Origin of the sequence: Pseudomonas sp. ADAK18, assembly GCF_012935695.1 — a bacterium.
GTDB lineage: Bacteria > Pseudomonadota > Gammaproteobacteria > Pseudomonadales > Pseudomonadaceae > Aquipseudomonas.
Window position 1 is genome coordinate 1,942,278 of the sequence record NZ_CP052859.1, and the last position, 20,635, is coordinate 1,962,912.

The window sequence follows — 20,635 nt, forward strand, 5'->3', positions numbered from 1 at the left end:
ACAGGCGGAGAGCCGTTAATGAATCCCAACGACAACGACGAACTGAACGCCATCCGCGAAGGCGTGCGCGCCTTGTGTGCCGAGTTCGATGCTGCTTACTGGCGCAAGATTGATGAAGAAAAGGGCTTCCCTGAAGCCTTCGTCAAGGCTCTGACCGACGCCGGCTGGCTGGCGGCGATGATTCCGGTGGAGTACGGCGGGTCGGGCCTGGGCCTGGCCGAAGCCTCGGTGATCCTCGAAGAAGTGAACCGCTGCGGCGGCAATTCCGGCACTGTCCACGGCCAGATGTACAACATGTTCACCTTGCTGCGCCACGGTAGCGAGGCGCAAAAAAGCTTCTACCTGCCGAAGCTGGCCAGCGGTGAATTGCGCCTGCAATCCATGGGCGTCACCGAGCCCACCACCGGCACCGACACCACCAAGATCAAGACCACCGCCATCAAGCGCGGCGACAAGTACGTGATCAACGGCCAGAAGGTGTGGATCTCACGGGTTCAGCACTCTGATCTGATGATCCTGCTGGCACGCACCACACCGCTGGCCGAGGTCAAGAAGAAGTCTGAAGGCATGTCGATTTTCCTGGTGGACCTGCGTGACGCCATTGGCAACGGCCTGACCGTGCAGCCCATCGCCAACATGGTCAACCACGAAACCAACGAGCTATTCTTCGACAACCTTGAGTTGCCTGAAGACAGCCTGATTGGCGAGGAGGGCAAGGGTTTCCGCTACATCCTCGACGGCCTGAATGCCGAGCGTACGTTGATCGCCGCTGAATGCATCGGCGACGGCCGCTGGTTTATCGAGAAGGCCAGTGCCTATGCCCGCGACCGCGTGGTGTTTGGCCGGCCCATCGGGCAGAACCAGGGCGTGCAGTTCCCGATTGCCGAAGCCCATATCGAAATTGAAGCGGCGGACCTGATGCGTTGGCGTGCCTGCGAGGAATACGACAGCGGCGCTAACGCCGGAGCCAGCGCCAATATGGCCAAGTACCTGGCGGCCAAGGCCTCCTGGGAAGCGGCCAACGCTTGCCTGCAAACCCATGGCGGCTTTGGCTTTGCCTGCGAATACGACGTGGAGCGCAAGTTCCGCGAGACCCGCCTGTACCAGGTGGCGCCGATCTCTACCAACTTGATCCTGTCGTACGTGGCCGAGCATCTGCTCGAGCTGCCGCGCAGCTTCTGAGGGCCTGACCATGAGCCATACCCAAGCCCTGTGCCGATTCCTGGCTGCACTGGATTACGAGCAACTACCCGACACCGTACTGGCCCGCACTGAAGACCTGTTTCTCGACTGGCTCGCTTCGGCGCTGGCCAGCCAAGGTGCCCATCCGATCCCATTGTTCGAGCGTTATGCCCAGAAGATGGGTCCGGCCAGCGGACCTGCGCAGATCATCGTCAGCGGCGCCAGCAGCAGTGCGTATTTTGCCGCGTTGGTAAACGCCGCATCGTCGCACCTGGTGGAGCAGGACGACTTGCACAACAGTTCGGTCTTGCACGCGGCGACTGTGGTATTTCCAGCGGTATTTGCTGCGGCGCAGGACCTCGGCAAGTCAGGCCGTCAACTGCTGCTGGCCTCGGTGGCCGGCTACGAGGCGGGGATTCGCATCGGCGAATTCATGGGTCGTTCCCATTATCGAATCTTTCACACCACAGCCACCGTCGGCACCCTGGCCGCCGCCGTCGCGGTGGGCAAATTGCTGGACTTCAACGAAGAGCAGTTCATCAACCTGTTGGGCAGCGCCGGCACCCAGGCTGCCGGGTTATGGGAGTTCCTGCGGGACGCTGCCGACTCCAAGCAGTTGCATACCGCCAAGGCCGCTGCCGATGGCTTGCTGGCGGCGTATTTGACGGCAGATGGCCTGACCGGTGCGCGCAATATTCTGGAAGGCGATCAGGGCTTGGCGGCGGGCATGTCCACTGACGCTGACCCAAGCAAATTGTCTGATCGTTTGGGCAGTCGCTGGGCGTTGCTGGAAACCTCGTTCAAGTTCCACGCGTCTTGCCGCCACACCCACCCGGCCGCCGATGCGCTGCTGGGTTTGATGCAGCGTGAAGGCCTCAATCATGAACAGATCGCCCGCGTGGAAACCCGCGTTCACCAAGGCGCCATCGACGTATTGGGCCGCGTGGTCGTGCCGCAGACCGTACACCAGGCCAAGTTTTCCATGGGCACCGTGTTGGGTCTGATCGCCGTACACGGCAAGGCTGGGCTGACCGAATTCCATGAGTTTGCGCTTAACGATTCGAACGTGTCGGCGTTTCGCGACAAGGTTGGCATGACCCTGGACAGCGAAGTCGATGGCGCCTATCCGCAGCGTTGGCTGGGCCGGGTGGTGGTCACCACGGTTGACGGTCGCGTGCTGCACGGCGCCATCGACGAACCCAAGGGCGATCCGGGCAACACGTTGAGCCGGGAAGAACTGGCTGACAAGTTCCAGCGCCTGACCCAATTCAGTGGCGCCCGCACACCTGCGCAGAGCGGTGAGCTGATCCAGAAGGTTTGGGATCTGCGCAGCGCCGTGTCCCTGGCTCATTGGCTTTAAGGAACCGTCATGACTGCTAATCAACGACCGTTGGACGGCATCACTGTCGTCAGCCTGGAACACGCGATTGCCGCGCCGTTCTGCACCCGCCAGTTGGCCGATCTGGGCGCCCGTGTCATCAAGATCGAGCGCCCTGGTGCCGGTGACTTTGCCCGGGGTTACGACGAGCGCGTGCGTGGCCTGGCCTCGCATTTCGTCTGGACCAACCGTTCAAAGGAAAGCCTGACCCTGGACCTCAAGCAGGACGAGGCGGGCGATATCCTCGAGCATCTGCTGGCCGACGCCGACGTGTTGGTGCAAAACCTCGCGCCAGGCGCAGCGGCGCGCATGGGGTTGTCATTTGACGCGCTGCACCAGCGCTTTCCACGGCTGATCGTCTGCGACATCTCTGGCTATGGCGAGGGCGGGCCTTATGAGAAGAAAAAAGCCTACGACCTGCTGATTCAGAGCGAAGGTGGTTTTCTCTCGGTGACCGGTGGCCCGGGTGACGACCAGATGGCCAAGGCTGGTTGCTCCATCGCCGATATTTCTGCCGGGATGTACGCCTACAGCGGCATTCTTTCGGCGCTGCTGCTGCGGGGCAAAACCGGGAAGGGCAGTCGTATCGACGTCAGCATGTTGGAAAGCCTGGTGGAGTGGATGGGCTACCCGATGTACTACGCCTTCGACGGCGCCCCCCAGCCACCGCGCGCTGGAGCTGCCCATTCGACGATCTATCCCTACGGGCCGTTTCCCACCGGTGACGGCGGCACGGTGATGCTCGGCTTGCAGAACGAGCGCGAGTGGGCGGCGTTTTGCGACAAGGTCCTGTTGACACCAGAATTGACGGCTGACGAGCGATTCTCGGCGAACTTCAAGCGTTCGGCCAACCGTGAAGTGCTGCGCCAGATCATCGTCGACAGCTTCGCTCAACTGACGGCCGAAGCGGTCATCCAGCGCCTGGAAGACGCGCAGATTGCCAGTGCCCGGGTCAACGACATGCAGGGTGTGTGGGACCACCCGCAACTCAAGGCCCGCGACAGTTGGCGCGAAGTCGACAGCCCGGCGGGCAAGTTACCGTCGCTGCTGCCACCGGCCCGCAATGCGGCGTTTACCCCAAGGATGGACGGCGTGCCGGGGCTTGGGCAGCACACCGAGTCGATTCTCACAGGCCTGGGTTACTCGACCGAAACCCTGGAGCAATTAAGAGCACGGCGAGTCGTGTAGCCGCTGTCGAGGCACGAGGCTGCGATGCGTGCCCGCAGGACCGCCCTCGGGAGCCGCTGCGCAGCCTCGTGCCTCGACAGCGGCTACAGAGTTCGAGATGACTACTAGAAGAAGGAATATAGGTATGGCCCATCCCATAGTGCGCTCTGCACTGTTCGTCCCCGGCAGTCGTCCCGAGCGTTTTGCCAAGGCTTTGGCCAGCGGCGCCGACGCGGTGATTGTCGATCTTGAAGACGCGGTGGAAGAACCACTCAAGCGCCAGGCCCGGGACAATCTCGGGGTGTTTTTGCAGGCAACGCCAGCGGCCCGTGTGTGGGTACGGATCAACGCACCGGAGCATCCCGAGCACTTTGCCGATGTTGCCTTCTGCCAGGCCCATGCCGGGGTGGCGGGCGTTTTGCTGCCCAAAGTGGAAAGCGCCGCCCAGGTGGCGGTGGTGGCCGCGACGGGCAAAGCTATCTGGCCGATCATCGAAAGTGCGCGAGGCTTGCTGGCGGTGGCTGAAATCGCCCATGCGCCGCAGGTCGAACGTCTGTCGTTTGGTGGCCTGGATTTGGCGCTGGACTTGAACCTGAGCAGCAACTCCCCGGCGGCGCAATTTGCCCTGGACCAGGCTCGCCTGGCGCTGATCGTGCATTCCCGGGCTGCGGGGCTGGTGGCGCCGCTGGATGGCGTGCACCCGGCCATCGATGATCCTGAAGGCCTGCGTCGCTCGATTCGGCATGCCTATGAAATGGGCTTCGCCGGGGCGCTGTGTATCCATCCCAAACAAGTGGCGGTGATCCACCAGGCCTTGGCCCCCAGCGCCGAGGACCTGGCCTGGGCGAAGCGGGTAGTGGAGGCTGGTGCCCATGGGGCCGGGGCTTATCAGTTGGACGGGCAGATGGTGGACGCGCCGGTGCTGCTGCGAGCGCAAAGGCTGCTGGCAGTACAGATCTAAAAAATGTGGGAGCGGGCTTGCTCGCGAATGCGGTGGATCAGTCAGTACAGGCAGTGACTGGTATATCGCATTCGCGAGCAAGCCCGCTCCCACATTAGATCTTCAGCGGTTGCAAGATTGGCGTTCGTCCACGCCGAACGCAGGTATCTAAAATTCGAAATTCTCTATACGCGTGACATCAGGCACCTTGCCCTATAACACAACAATAAGAAGGTGATTTCCATGCTCAAGCTTTCTCGGGCGCTGTTCTGCGCCGCCACCTTGTTTGCCGCGGGCCTGGCCCAGGCGGCGGACCCGATTGTGATCAAGTTCGCCCACGTAGTCGCCGAAAACACCCCCAAAGGCCAGGGCGCGCTGCTGTTCAAGAAACTCGCAGAAGAACGTCTGCCGGGCAGGGTCAAGGTCGAGGTTTACCCGAACTCGTCGCTGTTCGGCGACGGCAAGGAAATGGAAGCCATGCTGCTGGGCGATGTGCAGATGTTGGCACCGTCCCTGGCCAAGTTCGAGCAGTACACCAAGCAGGTGCAGATCTATGACCTGCCGTTCCTGTTCAATGACCTGGCCGCCGTCGACCGTTTCCAGGCGGCGCAAGGCAAGGCACTGCTGACCGCGATGCAGGACAAGAACATCCTCGGCCTGGCCTATTGGCACAACGGCCTCAAACAGTTGTCGGCCAACAAGGCGCTGCGTGAACCCAAGGACGCCCGTGGCCTGAAGTTCCGTGTACAGGCTTCCAGCGTGCTGGAAGAGCAGTTCAAGGCGATCCGCGCCAACCCACGCAAGATGAGTTTTGCCGAGGTCTACCAGGGCTTGCAGACCGGCACCGTCAACGGCACCGAGAACACTTGGTCGAACTATGAAAGCCAGAAGGTCAACGAGGTGCAGAAGTACTTCACCGAGTCCAACCATGGCCTGATCGACTACATGGTGATCACCAACGCCAAATTCTGGAACGGCCTGCCACCGGATATCCGCACCACGCTTGACCAGGTCATGGTGGAGGTCACCGTCGAGGTGAACAAACAGGCCGAGGCGCTGAACCAGTCGGCCAAGCAGAAGATCATCGACGCCAAGACCAGCGAAATCATCGAACTGACTCCAGAGCAACGCCAACTCTGGCGCGAAGCCATGCGCCCGGTGTGGAAGAGGTTTGAAGGTGAAATCGGTGCCGACCTGATTCAGGCGGCTGATCAGTCGAACCAGTGATGTTGGGGGAGTGCCGAGATTAAATGTGGGAGCGGGCTTGCTCGCGAAGGCGGTGTATCAGTCACCGGATACATCAACTGAAAGATCGTCTTCGCGAGCAAGTCGAATCGTCGCACCGCCGCTCCCACATTTGACCCGGTTACCCCCCCAAGCCTTGCACTTACCTATCTCTGCTTCGCGAGGTTTTGCCATGCAAACGCTAAGGCGCGTCTGGGAGCACCTGGAGGAAGGTTTTATCGCCTTCCTGCTGACCGCCATGACCCTGGTGACTTTTGTCTACGTCATGCTCAACAACATCTACACCCTGTTCTTTTCCCTGGCCGACAAGTGGGCCTTCAGCAGCAACTTTTTCAACGCCTTGGGCGACGGCACCATGGGTTGGGCCCAGGACATGACCTGGAGCGTTGCCCTGACCAAGGCCATGTTCGGCTGGCTGATTTTCTTCGGGATCTCCTACGGTGTACGCACCGCTGGCCACCTGGGTGTCGACGCGCTGGTCAAGCTGACCTCGCGCCCGGTGCAGCGTGTGCTGGGGATGCTGGCTTGCCTGTGCTGCCTGGCGTATGCGGGTTTGTTCATGGTCGCCAGTTACAAGTGGGTCAGTGCGGTGATGACCGCGCACATCGGCGCCGAAGACCTCGACAAGTTCGGGGTGGATGTCGGCGACATCGTGGTGATCGTGCCGATCGGCTTCGCCCTGGTGTTCATCCGCTACCTGGAAATTTTCTACCGCATATTTACCCATCGGCAAACCGGGCTGGGGCTGGCGGACGAAGCCGGTGAAGCCAGCAAGCTGGCGGGCAGCCATGAGGAGCGTCACTGATGGCCGTTCTATGTCTGTTTCTGTTGTTGTTCGTGTTCATGTTTCTCGGGGTGCCGATTGCGATTGCCCTGGGTTTGTCGGGGGCGGCGTCGATCCTGATGTTCAGCCCGGACTCGGTGAGTTCACTGGCAATCAAGCTGTTTGAAACCTCGGACGCCTACACCTTCCTGGCGATTCCGTTCTTCCTGCTGTCGGGTGCGTTCATGACCACTGGCGGCGTGGCGCAACGGCTGATCGACTTTGCCAACGCCTGCGTCGGTCACATCCGTGGCGGCCTGGCGATTGCCGCAGTGCTGGCGTGCATGTTGTTTGCCGCACTGTCCGGCTCATCGCCGGCCACGGTGGCGGCAGTGGGTTCGATTGCCGTGGCGGGCATGGTGCGTTCGGGGTATCCGAAGGAATTCGGCGCCGGGATTATCTGTAATGCCGGGACCTTGGGCATCCTGATTCCGCCGTCGATTGTGATGGTGGTGTACTCGGCCGCCACCGAAACCTCGGTGGGCAAGCTATTCATGGCCGGGGTGATCCCGGGGCTGCTGCTGGGCCTGATGTTGATGATCGCGATCTACATTGTCGCGCGCATCAAGAAGCTACCGGCACAACCACGGGCCACCTTTCGTGAGTGGCTGACCTGCGCTCGTCGTGCGTTCTGGGGCTTGCTGTTGCTGGTGATCATCCTTGGTGGCATCTACAGCGGCATGTTCACCCCGACCGAAGCGGCAGCTGTGGCGGCGGTGTATTCGGCGTTTGTGGCGCTGTTTGTCTACAAGGACATGAAGTTCAGGGACTGTCCCAAAGTGCTGCTGGAGTCTGGCCGGTTGGCGATCATGCTGATGTTTATCATCGCCAACGCCATGCTGTTCGCCCACGTGCTGACCACCGAACAGATTCCCCAGGAAATCACCGCATGGGTGATCTCCGAAGGCCTGACGCCCATTGGCTTCCTGATCATGGTCAACGTGGTACTGCTGGTGGCGGGCAGCTTTATGGAGCCGTCAGCCATCGTGCTGATCCTGGCGCCGATCTTCTTCCCGATTGCCATGAAGCTGGGCATCGACCCGATTCACCTGGGGATCGTGATGGTGGTGAACATGGAGATTGGCCTGGTGCATCCGCCGGTGGGGTTGAACCTGTTTGTGACGTCGGCGGTGACCGGGTTGACCCTCGGTCAGACCATCCGGGCGGCGTTGCCGTGGTTGATGATCCTGCTGGCGTTCCTGATTCTCGTCACGTATGTGCCGTTTATCTCGCTGGCGTTGCCGGGGTGGTTGGGGATGTAACATTGCCAAAATGTGGGAGAAAACCCTGAATGTGGTTGTAGCCGCTGCCGAGGTACGAGGCTGCGATGGGTTTGGTGCGGCATTCCGACGTAGCGGCCCCCGAGGGCGGTCCTGCGGACACGCATCGCAGCCTCGTGCCTCGGCAGCGGCTACAGTCGTATTGGCGAGCAAGCCCGCACACATTTGATCCCTATTGGGCTTTCCATTGCAGGTACTCGGTTCGCATGCACACCGCACACGGCCGATATCCCGCGGCCCTGGCCGTCGCTTCATCCAGGAAAAACACTCGATTCGCCACATAGCCGCCCCGTGCCAAAGCGCGCAGGGCGGCCGGACAATCCAGCCGGCCGTAGAGCCGGCTTTTTTTATGCCCGCCGACAGTGCCGGGGCGGTCGCTGGAAAACGGCTGCCCCTGGCTGTCGAGCAGTGTCCACTGACGGTCGGGCATTGATGAAGGTCCTATTGATCCATGGCACTCAAGATAGCGTGGGCGGCTTTCACTCGCTCGGCATTCGGGTAGTTCTTGTTCGCCAGGATCACGATACCGATGCCTCTGCTGGGCACGTAGGCCACATAGGCGCCGAAGCCATTGGTGGCGCCGGTCTTGTTGGCCAGCGTATCGGCATGGGGTGGTTGCGGCGGGGTCAGCCAGGTGACCTTATGTGGCTCAAAGGCCATGGAGTTCGAATTACCGGCAACCAAGGCATCCAGCTTGATCGGGTAAGGGTACATCTCCCAGCCCAGGCCCTGGGTGGTGCCTTCGACCGTGTAGTAGCCGGTGTGGGTGGCTGTGATGGCTTGTTGCAGGGGTTTTTCCAGGCTGGCCGGGTTCATGTTCACTTCAACATAGTGAATCAGGTCCGAGGTGCTGGTTTTGATCCCATAGGCTTCGCTGTCCAGGGCTCCCGGGCCTACGCGGGAGGGTTTACCGTCCTTGTCATAGCCTTGGGCGTACAGGCTCATTTGCGATTTGGGCACGTTGATGTAGGTGTGCTTGAGGCCAAGTTTTGGCAGCAAGGTTTTTTCCATCAACTGGTCGAACGGTTGTCCCAGGCTTTGCGCCGCCAGGTAACCAAACAGGCCCAGGCTCGGGTTGGAATACAGGCGTTGAGTGCCGGGCGCGAAATCGGGTTTCCAGTGTTGGTAGTAGCCGATCATCTTGTGGGCACTGTCAGCTTCCGGTGGGAATTGCAGGGGCAGACCGCCCGCCGTGTAAGTGCCGAGGTTAAGCACGCTGATGTGGTCAAACTTGCCACCCCGCAGCGCAGGCAAGTACTGGCTGGCGGGGGCTTGCAGCTTCAGTTTACCGGTGGCCTGGGCATAGCCGGCGAGGGTGGCGGCGAAGGTTTTGCTCACCGAGCCGATTTCAAACAGGGTGTTTTCGGTGATCGGTTGTTGGTCGTCCTTTGAGGCGACGCCGTAGTTAAAGTATTGCGCCTGACCGTTCTGCACAATCGCTACCGACAGGCCTGCGATGTCCTGTTGTTGCATCAGCGGTTTAATCGTTGCGTCTACAACCTGGCGAATGTCGCTGGCCGCCATGCAGTTGCCTGCGCCGAGTAATAAGGCGAATATCGTGGCGCTGCGCACTCGAGACAAAGATTTTTCGTACATGATGATGTCGCTTCCATGAAGTTGATTCGTTGGATACCTGCACCGGCGCGGGCGTTGCAAATCTAGGCAGTTTGTCGCCATTGGGCAAACGACCATATCTCGGAACAGCCATTAGAAAAAATTGGATCAAACCATGCTCCGTTCACATCTGCCCCTCAATGCCTTGCGGGCCTTCGAGGCCTCGGCACGTCATCTGAGCTTTACGCGAGCGGCCATCGAGCTGTGCGTGACTCAGGCAGCGGTCAGCCACCAGGTGAAAAGCCTGGAGGCACAACTCAATGTCACTTTGTTCAAACGCTTGCCCCGGGGCCTGATGCTCACCAGTGAAGGCGAAACCCTGCTGCCGGTATTGCGCGAATCCTTCGACCGCATCGCCCAGACCCTGGATCGGTTTGAAGGCGGACACTACCGCGAAGTACTGACGGTGGGGGCGGTGGGGACGTTTGTCGTCGGTTGGCTATTGCCCCGTCTGCCGGACTTTCAGGCGCGTTATCCCTTTATCGACTTGCGCCTGTCCACCAACAATAACCGCGTTGACGTTGCCGCCGAAGGCCTGGACTACGCCATTCGTTTCGGCGCGGGTGCTTGGCACGGCACTGAGGCCTGTCAGTTGCTGGAGGCACCGCTCACGGTGCTGTGCGTGCCGCAGATCGCCCGGCAGTTGCAGACCCCCGTCGACCTGTTGAAGCACACTTTGCTGCGCTCCTACCGCGCCGATGAATGGACCCAGTGGTTCCAGGCTGCCGGCCTGCCAGCCGATACGCTGGTGCCACGCAGTATCGTCTTCGACTCCTCCCTGGCGATGATGGAAGCCGCGCAGCAAGGTGTAGGTGTGGCCCTGGCGCCGGCGATGATGTTTTCCCGGCAACTGGCCACGGATGTGATCCGGCAGCCGTTTGAGGTGGAGATCACTACGGGCAGCTATTGGCTGACGCGTTTGCAGTCGCGTACAGAGACGCCAGCGATGCTGGCGTTCAAGGAGTGGTTGGGGAGCCATGAGTAGTGGAGCGCTGAGGGTGGATCTCAAGCCAGATACTTGCGAAACCACCCCAACGTCCGCTCCCACGCCAGGTTCGCTGCCGCTTCGTCATACCTCGGCGTCGAATCATTATGAAAACCGTGATTGGCGCCCTTGTAGATAAACGCCTCATACGGGGTACCCGCCGCCTTCAAGGCTTTTTCATACGCCGGCCAGCCCTCATTGATCCGTGTGTCCAGTTCACCGTAATGCAACATGATCGGCGCCTTGATCCGTGGCACATCCTTGGCGTCCGGCTGGCGTCCATAAAACGATACCGCCGCGCCCAACTCGGGATACGCCACCGCCGCCGCATTGGTCACGCCACCGCCATAGCAGAAGCCAGTGATGCCAACCTTGCCCGTACTCGCGTCGTGGTGCATCAGCCATTCGATGGCGGCAAAGAAATCGTTCATCAGCTTTTCAGGATCGACTTTCTGCTGCAACTCCACGCCTTTTTCATCGTTGCCGGGGTAGCCGCCCACGGAGGTCAGGCCATCGGGGGCCAGGGCGATAAAGCCGGCCTTGGCCAGGCGCCGGGCGACGTCTTCGATATAGGGGTTGAGGCCACGGTTTTCGTGCACGACCACCACGGCGGGGATTTTTCCGCTGGCGTTGGCTGGACGCACCAGGTAGCCGCGCACTGTGCCGTTGCCCTTGGGTGAGGGGTAGGTGATGTAGTCGGCGACGATGTCGGGGTCGGTGAATTTCACCTGCTCAGCCAGGGCGTAGTTCGGGCTCAAGGCCGCGAGCAGCGCCGAGGCTGTCAGCCCGCCAAAGGTGAACAGTGCCGCACGGTCCAGGAACTCACGACGGTTGAGCTTGCCGTGGGCGTAGCCGTCGTAGAGTTCCAGCAGCTCAGGGGCGAAGTCTTTAGCGGTCAGACGAGTCATCGGTGTGCTCCTCATTCAACGGATGGCACTGAATGTAGACCACTATCAGGCATCCCGACCATGGGCGGCGGCTGCCAACTGTCCGGTATCGACCCGGACAAAAATTGAATCGCCAATCGCCGTGAGCACGTCACCGGCGTACACCTCGCAGACCACGCGGCTCTTGCGTCCGACCTCACCCTCGACCTTGGCCCGCAAGGTCAGCGGTACGCCCATGGGCGTCGGCTTGATGAACTTGATGCCCAGGTTGCCGGTGACGCAGTCGATACGCGGCAGGCTGCCCGGTTCGCGGTTTTCAGCCCGGTAGTGGTAGGCCATGGCGGTCCAGTTGGAGTGGCAGTCAACCAGCATCGCGATCAGTCCACCATAGACCAGGTCGGGCCAGCCGGAGTATTTGCCGTCGGGTAGATGTTCGGCGATGACGTGGATACCGCCTGCATCCCAGCGGCTCTTGATATGCAATCCATGAGGGTTGCTGCCGCCGCAGCCGTAGCAAATGCCTTCAGGGGCGGTGATGTCCTGCAATGAAAGGTGGTGCATCGGGGATCCTTATTGTTCTGGGGCAGCTAACCTGCGTTAGAGGTCAGGAGCCTAATGCCAGATGCCGGAATAAATCCAGTGCTCGCCCTTTGCCCTTGCGGAGAACTTCATGAGTCGCCGATTTTTGCTTTCTGCCGCACTGGTTACTCTTTTCGTCCTGTGCAGCGCGCAGGCCGTGGAATACACCTACGTCAATCCGGCCGCCAGCACCATCAGCTTCACCTATGACCAGATGGGGCGGCAGGTGTACGGCACCTTCGGCCAGTATGAGGCGACCCTGGATTTTGATACGCAAAACCCTGCTGCTTCCCGCGCTGTACTGAAAATCCAACTGTCGAGCATTGATGCCGGCAGCAGCGATGCGAACACCGAGCTGACCAAGTCCGGCTGGTTCGACATGGCGACGTTTCCAGTGGGTACCTTTGAATCGACGCGTGTCACCGACTTGGGAGGCAACCTTTACCTGTTCACTGGCAACCTGACCCTCAAGGGGCAGACCCGGCCGGTTGATGTACAGGTGGCCCTCAAGGAGCAGGGCGGTATCGGTGTGTTTGATGGCGAGCTTGTGCTCAAGCGTGCCGAGTTCAATATCGGTGCGGGCGAATGGGCAGACAGCGCGGTGTCCAATGCAATCACCATCAAGTTCAAGATCGTCGCGCCGCAGCGTTGAATAAGGTGCTAGCGCGCGAACTTCTTCGCCCCGGCCACGCACAGAATCACCGCCACGGTGACCGCCAGCATGCCCAGGCTGACGCGCTCATGGAGCAGGGTCGCCGCCAGCGCCAGGCCGAAGAATGGTTGCAGCAACTGCAACTGGCCGACGGCAGCGATCCCACCCTGGGCCAACCCGCGATACCAGAACACAAAGCCGATCAGCATGCTGAACAGCGACACATAGGTCAGGCTCAACCAGGCCGGCAGGCTGATGCCCGAGAACGAAGCGGGCATCAGCAGCAAAGTCAGCGGCGCCACCACCGGTAACGACACCACCAGCGCCCAGCAGATCACCTGCCAGCCACCGAGGGTGCGGGACAGCTTTGCCCCTTCGGCATAACCCAAACCGCACACCAGTATCGCCAGCAGCATCAGCAGGTCGCCGACGGGCGCCGCGCTCAGGCCTTGGGAGACGGCGTAGCCCATCACCAGCAGGCTACCCAGTATCGAGAACAGCCAGAACACCGGCCGGGGGCGCTCGCCACCGCGCAGCACGCCGAACGCAGCAGTGGCCAAGGGCAGCAGGCCGACAAACACGATGGAGTGAGCGGAGGTCACGTATTGCAACGCCAGTGCCGTCAGCAGTGGAAAGCCGATCACCACGCCCAGCGCAACGATGATCAGCGGCACCAGTTGATGGCGGGCAGGGCGTTTTTCCTTGAACAGCCACAGCAGGCACAGCCCCAACAGCGCGGCGATGGTCGCTCGGGCGACGGTCAGGAAAATTGGATTGAATTCCAGCACCGCCAAGCGGGTCGCCGGCAGTGAACCACTGAAAATCAGCACGCCGATAAACCCATTGATCCAACCGCGGGCGTTGTTGTGTTCCACGGCATTAAGGGGCGAGGTACGTTCCATGAAAGGCAGGCTCGATAAGGATGGGTTGCATCCAGGGCATCCTATGGTCGAAGATTAAGACAATCAAAAAATTGTCATGGATACGCCGCCTATGCCTCGCGCCCGCTACAAGTCGTTGGTCGATAACTTCGCCAGGGACATTCGCTCAGGAAGCCTGGCGCCCGGCACCCGCTTGCCGACGCACCGGCAATTGGCGAGTACTCATGGCTTGGCATTGGCCACGGCCAGCCGGGTCTATACCGAGCTTGAAGCTATGGGGCTGGTCAGCGGCGAAACCGGTCGCGGGACCTTTGTGCGGGAGATAACGCTGTCGCCGGGGCAGGGGATTGGGCAGGTTGCTGTGGCGGCCGGCATGATTGATCTCAACTTCAACTACCCATCGTTACCCGGCCAGGCCGACCTGCTGCGCACTGCGTTGCGGCAGTTGGCGTTGTCCGGCGACCTGGAATCGCTGTTGCGCTATCAACCCCATGGCGGGCGTGCACATGAACGGGCTGCGGTGGCGCGTCATCTGCGTAGCAGGGGGCTGACGGTCCCGGGCGAGCAGGTGCTGATGGTCAGCGGCGCCCAGCATGGCCTGGCGGTGGCGATGATGGCGCTGCTCAAGCCCGGTGATGTGGTGGCGGTGGATGGGCTGACCTACTCGGGCTTCAAGGTGCTGGCCGAGGCGCTGCACCTTGAAATCGTCGCCCTCCCGGTCACGGCGACAGGCCCTGACCTTGGCTTTCTGGAAGACCTTTGTCGCCGGCGCAAGGTGCGCGCCGTCTACAGCATCCCGACCCTGCATAATCCCCTGGGGTGGGTGTTGGGCATCGAGCAGCGCCAGCAGTTGGTGACGATCGCCCGTCAACACGACCTGATCCTTATCGAAGACGCGGCCTATGCCTTCCTGGCAGAGCACGCGCCGCCACCGTTGGCGGAGTTGGCACCGGAACGCACGGTGTACATTTCAGGGCTGTCCAAGAGCGTCGCTACCGGTTTGCGTGTTGGCTTCGTGGCTGCGCCCCTTCCATGGGTGCACGCGCTGGAGCGCACCATCATGGCGACTGTCTGGAACGCACCAGGGGTGATGACGGCCATCGCTGTCGCCTGGATCGAAGACGGCACCGTCCTGCAGTTGGAAGCACAAAAACGCAAGGATGCCCAGGCGCGCCAGATGCTGGTGGATGAAGTGCTGGCCGGGCTGGATTACATTCGCCATCCATCTTCGTACTTTCTGTGGTTGCCGTTGCCGGAAGACACCCGGGCGGATCAGTTCGCCATGGCGCTGACCCGGGAGAATATTTCAGTGTCCACGGCCGAGCCGTTTGCGACGACGGTGCATGTTCCCCATGCGGTTCGCCTGGCGCTGGGCTCGGTGGATATGACGGCGCTGCGGGAGGCGTTGATCAAGGTGCGGCGGTTGGTGGCGTGGTGAACGTCGGCTACAGAAACAGTGTTCAGAACTTGAACGCTTGGCGCCCAATCAGCAGCCAGTGGCCTTTCTGTTTCTGCCAGACCTGAAAATTCTCGATCTCGGTCGGCACTTCCACACCGCTGTTAACCGCCTGTGCCGAGAAGTGATTGCGCACCAGGGCGGTGTCGCCGTTTAGGGTGATGGTCTGTTTTTGCATTTCCAGGGTCTTGAAACCGCTGCGGCCGGTTTCGATGTCGGCGATGAATTCCTGCTTGGTCTGGATCTTGCCGCTGGAGTGGCCGTAGGTGAGGTTGTTCGCAGTGAGGGCCTGAAGCTGGGGAATATTCTTGTGCAGCATGGCTTGGGTCAGGTGATCGACGGCCTGGGCGACCTCTTTGTCGGCGGCGGCCGGGCTGGCGACTACATAGCCGCTGAACAGGCACAGAAAACCGATCAGCACTTTGACGTTTTGCATGGGGATTTCCTTGTTGTTATAGGGTACGCATGGATGAGCTGGATTTTGCGGAGTCCAGTGCTCACGTCATCATACAACATTGCAATAAATGCCCATGAAAAGGAAAGTGAAATTTCTAGTTAATGCGTAAATCATGGAGTTATTTGAATAAATCATCTTGTACGATGTCTCATCACAAGATAAAAATGGCGTCCCCGTCTAACAATAAATAACGGAGACCTACCATGAGTGTTGCCCCATCGTCCCACTCGGCAGATAACAGTCGCCGGGTGTTTCTCAAGCGAACCCTGGCGGTATCGGCGACGGTTGCGGTACTCGGCAACCTGCCTCGGCTGGCCCAGGCCGAACTGCTGAGCCAACGCTACCCCGACCCGCTGATCAAGATTCTCGACGACAGCTTCCTCGACCTCAGGTTGTTCAATGCCAGCGTGGAAAGGCTCGCTACCGGTTTGCGCTGGGCGGAGGGGCCGGTGTGGGTGGGCGACGGGCGTTACCTGTTGGTCAGTGATATTCCCAATAACCGCATCATGCGTTGGGATGAAGTCACCGACAGCCTGTCGGTGTATCGGGATCACTCGAATTTCGCCAATGGTATGTGCCGCGATCGCCAGGGCCGGTTATTAGTCTGCGAAGGTTCGACCACGTCTGGGGAAGGCCGCCGTATTACCCGCACCGAACACAACGGCAGCATTACCGTGCTGGCCGACAGTTTTGACGGCAAGCCTTTCAACTCGCCCAATGACATCGTGTGCAAGCGCGATGGCTCGGTCTGGTTCAGCGACCCGCCGTTCCAGACTGGCAACAACTACGAGGGGCACAAGGTAACGCCCAGCCAGCCTCACGGCGTGTATCGCATTGACGGTGACAGCGGCAAGGTCAGCCGGGTGATCGACGACCTCAACGGACCCAACGGCCTGTGCTTTTCTCCCGATGAAAAGATCCTCTACGTGGTAGAAGGGCGAGCCAAGCCCAATCGACTTATCTGGGCGATCAGCGTCAATGAAGATGGCAGCCTCGGTGCGCGCCGCAAGCACATCGAAGGCCTGGATTACGCCGCCATCGACGGCATGAAGTGTGACGAAAGTGGCAACCTCTGGTGCGGCTGGGGCGGCAATGGCGACCCCAAGGCCGACTTGGAGAAACTCGATGGCGTGCGGGTGTTCAACCCTGAGGGCAAAGCTATCGGCCACATCTCATTGCCGGAGCGTTGCCCCAATTTGTGCTTCGGGGGGAGGGAGGGCAACCGGCTGTTCATGGCCGGCAGCCATTCGGTGTATGGGCTGTTTGTGAATACCCGGGGCGCCACCTTTGCCGATTAAGTGAGCCCGGTGTTCAGATCTGCGCGAGGGCCTGGGCCAGATCCTTGCGCAGGTCTTCGACGTCCTCCACACCCACTGACAACCGCACCAGACCATCACCAATACCCAACTGCGCACGCGTTTGGGCGGGGATGCTGGCGTGGGTCATGATCGCCGGGTGTTCGATCAGGCTTTCCACGCCGCCGAGGCTTTCAGCCAGGGCGAAGATCTGTACGTTTTCGAGGAAGCGCTTGGCCCCGGCCAGGTCGCTTTTCAGGTCCACGGAAATCATCCCGCCGAACCCGCGCATTTGCCGACGGGCCAGTTCGTGCTGAGGGTGTGACGCAAGGCCCGGATAGTAGACCCGCGCTACTTGCGGCTGTTGCTCCAGCCAGGTGGCCAGATCCAGGGCATTGCTGCAATGACGCTCCATGCGCAGGGCCAACGTCTTCACGCCACGCAGGGTGAGGAAGGCGTCGAACGGGCCGGCAATGGCACCCACGGAGTTTTGCAGGAAGCCCAGGCGCTCGGCCAGTTCCGGGTTTTGCCCGACCACCGCGATACCGCCGATGACATCCGAATGGCCGTTCAGGTACTTGGTGGTCGAGTGCACCACGATATCGAAACCCAGCTCCAGCGGGCGCTGGATCCACGGGCTGGCAAAGGTGTTGTCAGCCACGCAGATGATGCCCCGGGCACGGCAGATGCGGGAAATGGCCGCCAGATCTGTAAGGCTCAGCAAAGGATTGCTCGGCGTCTCGACCCAGACCATTCGTGTGTCGTCCTGCAAGGCCGCTTCGAAGGCCGCCACGTTGCTCAGGTCGACGAAGCTGAAGCGATGCCCGGCGCTGCGTTGGCGCACCTTGTCGAACAGGCGAAAGGTGCCGCCGTACAGGTCATTACCGGAGACCACGTGGGCGCCGGCATCCAGCAACTCCAGCACGGTGGAAATCGCCGCCAGGCCGGAGGCAAACGCGAAGGCCTGGGTGCCTCCCTCGAGGTCTGCCACACAACGCTCCAGGGCAAAGCGCGTAGGGTTGTGGGAGCGCCCGTAGTCGAGACCCTTGTGCACACCGGGGCTCTGTTGCAGGTAAGTGGAGTTGGCATAGATCGGCGGCATCAACGCCCCGGTCGTTGGGTCTGGCGATTGCCCTGCATGGATAACGCGGGTGGCGAAGGCGGTTTTATCGTGCTGACTCATGCAAGGGATCTCCGTAAGTGATTGAGCAGGTCGACGCGGGTAATCAGGCCGTGAAAGCCTGAGGTATCGGCGATGATTGCCACCAGTCCGCGATCCAGTTCTGCCTGCAGTTCAGCCAGGCTGGCGCTGGGCGCGAGGGTTTGCAGGGTGTTGGTCATGGCGCTGGCCACGGTCATGTGAAAGTGCGAGGCATCCTGGTGCATGCCCAGCAAGATATCCGATTCGTCGATCACGCCTACCAGGCGTTGGCCGTCCACCAGCACCGGCAGTTGCGAGATATCCGCCAGGCGCATGCGCTGGAAGGCGGTGAGCAGGGTGTCGTCCGGGCCGACGCTGATCACCCGGCCATCCTCGAAGCGCCGGGCGATCAGGTCGCGCAGGTCGCCGTAGTGCTTGTACTGGAGCAGGCCCTGGTCGTTCATCCATTGGTCGTTGTAGACCTTGGACAGGTAACGGGTGCCGGTGTCGCAGACAAAGGTCACGACCCGTTTGGGCTCGGTTTGCTCGCGGCAGTAGCGTAGGGCGGCCGCAAGCAGGGTGCCAGTGGAAGAGCCGCCGAGAATACCTTCGGCCCGCAGCAGTTGCCGGGCATGGTCGAAGCTTTCTTCGTCGCTGATGGAGTAGGCCTGGCGCACGCTGGACAAGTCGGCAATCGAGGGGATGAAGTCTTCGCCGATACCTTCTACCGCCCACGAGCCCGGCGTGCCGAGGGTGCCGCTGCGGCTGTATTCGGCCATCACCGAGCCGACCGGATCGGCCAGCACCATCGCCAGGTCCGGTTGCACGCGCTTGAAGAAGCGGGTCAGCCCGGTCAGGGTGCCGGCCGAACCGACGCCGACCACGATGGCGTCCAGGTCATGCTGGGTCTGCGCCCAGATTTCCGGGGCGGTACTGGTTTCATGGGCCAGCGGGTTGGCCGGGTTGTTGAATTGATCGGCGAAAAATGAATCGGGAATTTCCTGCGCCAGTCGCGCTGCGACGTCCTGGTAATACTCGGGATGGCCCTTGCCCACGTCGGAGCGGGTGATGTGCACCTCGGCACCCATGGCCTTGAGGTGCAGGACCTTCTCGGTGGACATCTTGTCCGGAACCACCAGCACCACCCGATAACCCTTGGCCCGGCCCACCAGCGCCAGGCCCAGGCCGGTATTACCGGCGGTGGCTTCAATGATGGTACCGCCAGGACGCAGGCGGCCATCGCGCTCGGCGGCGTCGATCATCGCCAGACCGATGCGGTCCTTGATCGAACCGCCAGGGTTCTGTGATTCAAGCTTGAGGAACAGCGTGCAGGGGCCGGTATCGAAGCGGCTCACGCGTACCAGCGGCGTGTTGCCGATCAGTTCGAGCACGGCGGGGCGGGAGTTTTGAGGCATGTCGTCACCTGGCTACGGGGCAGTCGTATTTGGATGGACAGCGGGATGCGAGTGCAGGTTGCAACTGCATTGTCTGGAACATAGGCCGGTAATGCGCCAGCTGCAACTGGTGGCAAAGCCGGTGGCGGAAAAATTGAAGGTGGCTGGCTAATGATATTAGGGCAAGCAACAAGTGACCCTGTGGCGAGGGGGCTTGCCCCCGTTGGGTGGCGAAGCCGCCCCAATCAGACCACTGCGGTTTTTCAGATAGACCGAGATGGCAGGCTTTAGGGGTGCTTCGCACCCCAACGGGGGCAAGCCCCCTCGCCACAGGGTTGGTGTCAGAGCAGCGGTGCGATGCACTATGCTTGCCCATTCTCGGCATTGGGTAGGGATAACCTTATGGGTTTTGACTGGCACAGCGACGTGATCACCCGCAGCACTGAAGTTTCCCGGCACTATAAAAACACCCAGAACGTACGCCGATTCATGCTTGAGCACTGCGGCGCCGCGTTCAAGTTCGACCGGACCTTCATGGCTTGGATCCGCAACGGCACGCCAAAGACCATGGGCGATGTCGTTGATGAGTGGACGCAACGTCAGGAGCGTTGAAGCCCGGCCTCCAGATTCCTGCGTGTGTCTTCGTCCACCAGTTTGCGCATGGCGGCAAACAGCGGATGCAGGCTGGTATAGCGGCGCCCGTAATCCAGGTTGAATTCAAAATCAAAGTCGGGCGGGTTGTTGCCCTGGTTGTGCTGGAGCATGGTTTCCAGCTTGTCGAAGGCTTTGACCGCCAAGGCTTCCGGGGACGAGGCTTGCTCGTATTCATCCCACAGCGACAGGATACCTTCGCGTACCGGCGCGTCCACGGAGCGGGCGAGGAACAGCAAGTCGTCTCTTTCCTGTTCGCCCTTGTTCTGCCCTGGGATTTGCGCAATCGCCGGCACGTCACCGTGAATGGCTTCGCCCAAGTCGTGGATGACGCACATCTTGAGTACTTTCAGACGATCCAGCTCGGCCAGTTCATCCTCGAACACCATCGCCATCAGGCACAGGCGCCAGCTGTGTTCTGCGGTGCTTTCGGTACGACCGGACGAGGTGTGGGCCGAGCGCAGTACGTCCTTGAGTTTTTCTGCCTCGCGCAGGAAGTCGAGGCGGCCTTTGATTTTTTCGATGTCCATATAGCTGCTCACTTGGGTGACTGCCGATAGTCTGGGGCGCTACTGAAGGAGAACGCAAGCCGGTCGTGTGAGGGGGGCTGATGTCTTCTACGCGTTCA

The 20,635-nt window shown here is 60.8% G+C and carries 21 protein-coding genes; 12 read left to right on the plus strand and 9 right to left on the minus strand.

The genetic code is table 11. The features are described 5' to 3' along the window. Positions 1-18 precede the first annotated feature (18 nt). The 7 genes from HKK55_RS08760 to dctM all read left to right on the plus strand — a co-directional run bounded on the left by HKK55_RS08760 (position 19) and on the right by dctM (position 7,997). On the plus strand, positions 19-1,182 hold the full coding sequence (locus HKK55_RS08760; protein WP_169354284.1) for an acyl-CoA dehydrogenase family protein: 1,164 nt from the start codon (positions 19-21) through the stop codon (positions 1,180-1,182). 10 nt (positions 1,183-1,192) lie between these two features. After that, positions 1,193-2,542, plus strand: a complete 1,350-nt coding sequence (locus HKK55_RS08765; RefSeq protein WP_169354285.1) for an MmgE/PrpD family protein — start codon at positions 1,193-1,195, stop codon at positions 2,540-2,542. Between the two features lie 9 nt (positions 2,543-2,551). Continuing rightward, complete coding sequence (locus tag HKK55_RS08770) at positions 2,552-3,748, plus strand: CaiB/BaiF CoA-transferase family protein (RefSeq protein ID WP_169354286.1); 1,197 nt, start codon at positions 2,552-2,554, stop codon at positions 3,746-3,748. A gap of 124 nt (positions 3,749-3,872) precedes the next feature. Continuing rightward, a complete protein-coding gene (locus tag HKK55_RS08775; protein WP_169354287.1) occupies positions 3,873-4,688 on the plus strand; it encodes a CoA ester lyase in 816 nt (271 codons plus the stop codon). Positions 4,689-4,910: 222 nt separating this feature from the next. Beyond that, positions 4,911-5,894: a TRAP transporter substrate-binding protein gene (locus HKK55_RS08780; protein WP_169354288.1), complete on the plus strand. Its 984-nt coding sequence runs from the start codon at positions 4,911-4,913 to the stop codon at positions 5,892-5,894. Between the two features lie 190 nt (positions 5,895-6,084). After that, positions 6,085-6,717, plus strand: coding sequence for a TRAP transporter small permease (locus tag HKK55_RS08785; RefSeq protein WP_169354289.1), 633 nt, complete (start codon positions 6,085-6,087; stop codon positions 6,715-6,717). Then, positions 6,717-7,997, plus strand: a complete 1,281-nt coding sequence (gene dctM, locus HKK55_RS08790; RefSeq protein ID WP_169354290.1) for a C4-dicarboxylate TRAP transporter large permease protein DctM — start codon at positions 6,717-6,719, stop codon at positions 7,995-7,997. The genes HKK55_RS08785 and dctM overlap by 1 nt, the downstream gene beginning before the upstream one ends. 190 nt (positions 7,998-8,187) lie before the next feature. Here dctM and HKK55_RS08795 read toward each other — a convergent pair whose 3' ends face one another. Both HKK55_RS08795 and ampC read right to left on the minus strand, forming a co-directional pair. Continuing rightward, positions 8,188-8,445 (minus strand): Ada metal-binding domain-containing protein, encoded by a 258-nt coding sequence (locus HKK55_RS08795; protein WP_169354291.1) that lies wholly within the window; start codon positions 8,443-8,445, stop codon positions 8,188-8,190. 11 nt (positions 8,446-8,456) lie between these two features. After that, a complete protein-coding gene (ampC, locus tag HKK55_RS08800) occupies positions 8,457-9,611 on the minus strand; it encodes a class C beta-lactamase (RefSeq protein ID WP_169354292.1) in 1,155 nt (384 codons plus the stop codon). A gap of 133 nt (positions 9,612-9,744) precedes the next feature. On the opposite strand from ampC, the gene HKK55_RS08805 reads away from it, so the two are divergent. Then, on the plus strand, positions 9,745-10,614 hold the full coding sequence (locus HKK55_RS08805; RefSeq protein ID WP_169354293.1) for a LysR family transcriptional regulator: 870 nt from the start codon (positions 9,745-9,747) through the stop codon (positions 10,612-10,614). Positions 10,615-10,634: 20 nt separating this feature from the next. Here the strand turns inward: HKK55_RS08805 and yghX are convergent, their stop codons facing one another. Both yghX and HKK55_RS08815 read right to left on the minus strand, forming a co-directional pair. Continuing rightward, complete coding sequence (gene yghX, locus HKK55_RS08810) at positions 10,635-11,522, minus strand: YghX family hydrolase (protein WP_169354294.1); 888 nt, start codon at positions 11,520-11,522, stop codon at positions 10,635-10,637. Between the two features lie 45 nt (positions 11,523-11,567). Next, positions 11,568-12,062, minus strand: a complete 495-nt coding sequence (locus HKK55_RS08815) for a PaaI family thioesterase (RefSeq protein ID WP_169354295.1) — start codon at positions 12,060-12,062, stop codon at positions 11,568-11,570. A gap of 109 nt (positions 12,063-12,171) precedes the next feature. Between HKK55_RS08815 and HKK55_RS08820 the strand changes: the two genes are divergently transcribed. After that, positions 12,172-12,732, plus strand: a complete 561-nt coding sequence (locus tag HKK55_RS08820) for a YceI family protein (RefSeq protein WP_169354296.1) — start codon at positions 12,172-12,174, stop codon at positions 12,730-12,732. 8 nt (positions 12,733-12,740) lie between these two features. Here HKK55_RS08820 and HKK55_RS08825 read toward each other — a convergent pair whose 3' ends face one another. Continuing rightward, complete coding sequence (locus HKK55_RS08825) at positions 12,741-13,634, minus strand: DMT family transporter (protein WP_169354297.1); 894 nt, start codon at positions 13,632-13,634, stop codon at positions 12,741-12,743. 91 nt (positions 13,635-13,725) lie between these two features. Between HKK55_RS08825 and HKK55_RS08830 the strand changes: the two genes are divergently transcribed. Continuing rightward, complete coding sequence (locus HKK55_RS08830) at positions 13,726-15,051, plus strand: PLP-dependent aminotransferase family protein (RefSeq protein ID WP_169354298.1); 1,326 nt, start codon at positions 13,726-13,728, stop codon at positions 15,049-15,051. Positions 15,052-15,073: 22 nt separating this feature from the next. Here the strand turns inward: HKK55_RS08830 and HKK55_RS08835 are convergent, their stop codons facing one another. Continuing rightward, positions 15,074-15,505 carry a nuclear transport factor 2 family protein gene (locus HKK55_RS08835; RefSeq protein ID WP_169354299.1) on the minus strand — a complete coding sequence of 144 codons (432 nt, stop codon included), beginning with the start codon at positions 15,503-15,505 and terminating at the stop codon, positions 15,074-15,076. 224 nt (positions 15,506-15,729) lie between these two features. Here HKK55_RS08835 and HKK55_RS08840 point away from each other — a divergent pair, with 224 nt between their 5' ends. Continuing rightward, positions 15,730-16,824 (plus strand): SMP-30/gluconolactonase/LRE family protein, encoded by a 1,095-nt coding sequence (locus HKK55_RS08840; RefSeq protein ID WP_169354300.1) that lies wholly within the window; start codon positions 15,730-15,732, stop codon positions 16,822-16,824. A 13-nt stretch (positions 16,825-16,837) separates the two neighbouring features. Here HKK55_RS08840 and HKK55_RS08845 read toward each other — a convergent pair whose 3' ends face one another. Both HKK55_RS08845 and HKK55_RS08850 read right to left on the minus strand, forming a co-directional pair. After that, positions 16,838-18,004 (minus strand): cystathionine gamma-synthase, encoded by a 1,167-nt coding sequence (locus HKK55_RS08845; protein WP_169354301.1) that lies wholly within the window; start codon positions 18,002-18,004, stop codon positions 16,838-16,840. Beyond that, on the minus strand, positions 18,001-19,377 hold the full coding sequence (locus HKK55_RS08850; protein ID WP_169354302.1) for a cystathionine beta-synthase: 1,377 nt from the start codon (positions 19,375-19,377) through the stop codon (positions 18,001-18,003). The genes HKK55_RS08845 and HKK55_RS08850 overlap by 4 nt, the downstream gene beginning before the upstream one ends. 381 nt (positions 19,378-19,758) lie before the next feature. On the opposite strand from HKK55_RS08850, the gene HKK55_RS08855 reads away from it, so the two are divergent. After that, positions 19,759-19,968 (plus strand): DUF6434 domain-containing protein, encoded by a 210-nt coding sequence (locus tag HKK55_RS08855; protein WP_169354303.1) that lies wholly within the window; start codon positions 19,759-19,761, stop codon positions 19,966-19,968. Here HKK55_RS08855 and HKK55_RS08860 read toward each other — a convergent pair. Next, positions 19,956-20,537 carry an HD domain-containing protein gene (locus tag HKK55_RS08860; RefSeq protein WP_169354304.1) on the minus strand — a complete coding sequence of 194 codons (582 nt, stop codon included), beginning with the start codon at positions 20,535-20,537 and terminating at the stop codon, positions 19,956-19,958. The two genes, HKK55_RS08855 and HKK55_RS08860, sit on opposite strands and share 13 nt — an antisense overlap. Positions 20,538-20,635 lie beyond the last annotated feature (98 nt).

Bases quoted from the DNA above. Each gene is read 5' to 3' on its own strand.
- HKK55_RS08760 (WP_169354284.1), top strand. From the start codon at position 19: ATGAATCCCAACGACAACGACGAACTGAACGCCATCCGCGAAGGCGTG.
- HKK55_RS08765 (WP_169354285.1), top strand. From the start codon at position 1,193: ATGAGCCATACCCAAGCCCTGTGCCGATTCCTGGCTGCACTGGATTAC.
- HKK55_RS08770 (WP_169354286.1), top strand. From the start codon at position 2,552: ATGACTGCTAATCAACGACCGTTGGACGGCATCACTGTCGTCAGCCTG.
- HKK55_RS08775 (WP_169354287.1), top strand. From the start codon at position 3,873: ATGGCCCATCCCATAGTGCGCTCTGCACTGTTCGTCCCCGGCAGTCGT.
- HKK55_RS08780 (WP_169354288.1), top strand. From the start codon at position 4,911: ATGCTCAAGCTTTCTCGGGCGCTGTTCTGCGCCGCCACCTTGTTTGCC.
- HKK55_RS08785 (WP_169354289.1), top strand. From the start codon at position 6,085: ATGCAAACGCTAAGGCGCGTCTGGGAGCACCTGGAGGAAGGTTTTATC.
- dctM (WP_169354290.1), top strand. From the start codon at position 6,717: ATGGCCGTTCTATGTCTGTTTCTGTTGTTGTTCGTGTTCATGTTTCTC.
- HKK55_RS08795 (WP_169354291.1), bottom strand. From the start codon at position 8,445: ATGCCCGACCGTCAGTGGACACTGCTCGACAGCCAGGGGCAGCCGTTT.
- ampC (WP_169354292.1), bottom strand. From the start codon at position 9,611: ATGTACGAAAAATCTTTGTCTCGAGTGCGCAGCGCCACGATATTCGCC.
- HKK55_RS08805 (WP_169354293.1), top strand. From the start codon at position 9,745: ATGCTCCGTTCACATCTGCCCCTCAATGCCTTGCGGGCCTTCGAGGCC.
- yghX (WP_169354294.1), bottom strand. From the start codon at position 11,522: ATGACTCGTCTGACCGCTAAAGACTTCGCCCCTGAGCTGCTGGAACTC.
- HKK55_RS08815 (WP_169354295.1), bottom strand. From the start codon at position 12,062: ATGCACCACCTTTCATTGCAGGACATCACCGCCCCTGAAGGCATTTGC.
- HKK55_RS08820 (WP_169354296.1), top strand. From the start codon at position 12,172: ATGAGTCGCCGATTTTTGCTTTCTGCCGCACTGGTTACTCTTTTCGTC.
- HKK55_RS08825 (WP_169354297.1), bottom strand. From the start codon at position 13,634: ATGGAACGTACCTCGCCCCTTAATGCCGTGGAACACAACAACGCCCGC.
- HKK55_RS08830 (WP_169354298.1), top strand. From the start codon at position 13,726: ATGCCTCGCGCCCGCTACAAGTCGTTGGTCGATAACTTCGCCAGGGAC.
- HKK55_RS08835 (WP_169354299.1), bottom strand. From the start codon at position 15,505: ATGCAAAACGTCAAAGTGCTGATCGGTTTTCTGTGCCTGTTCAGCGGC.
- HKK55_RS08840 (WP_169354300.1), top strand. From the start codon at position 15,730: ATGAGTGTTGCCCCATCGTCCCACTCGGCAGATAACAGTCGCCGGGTG.
- HKK55_RS08845 (WP_169354301.1), bottom strand. From the start codon at position 18,004: ATGAGTCAGCACGATAAAACCGCCTTCGCCACCCGCGTTATCCATGCA.
- HKK55_RS08850 (WP_169354302.1), bottom strand. From the start codon at position 19,377: ATGCCTCAAAACTCCCGCCCCGCCGTGCTCGAACTGATCGGCAACACG.
- HKK55_RS08855 (WP_169354303.1), top strand. From the start codon at position 19,759: ATGGGTTTTGACTGGCACAGCGACGTGATCACCCGCAGCACTGAAGTT.
- HKK55_RS08860 (WP_169354304.1), bottom strand. From the start codon at position 20,537: ATGGACATCGAAAAAATCAAAGGCCGCCTCGACTTCCTGCGCGAGGCA.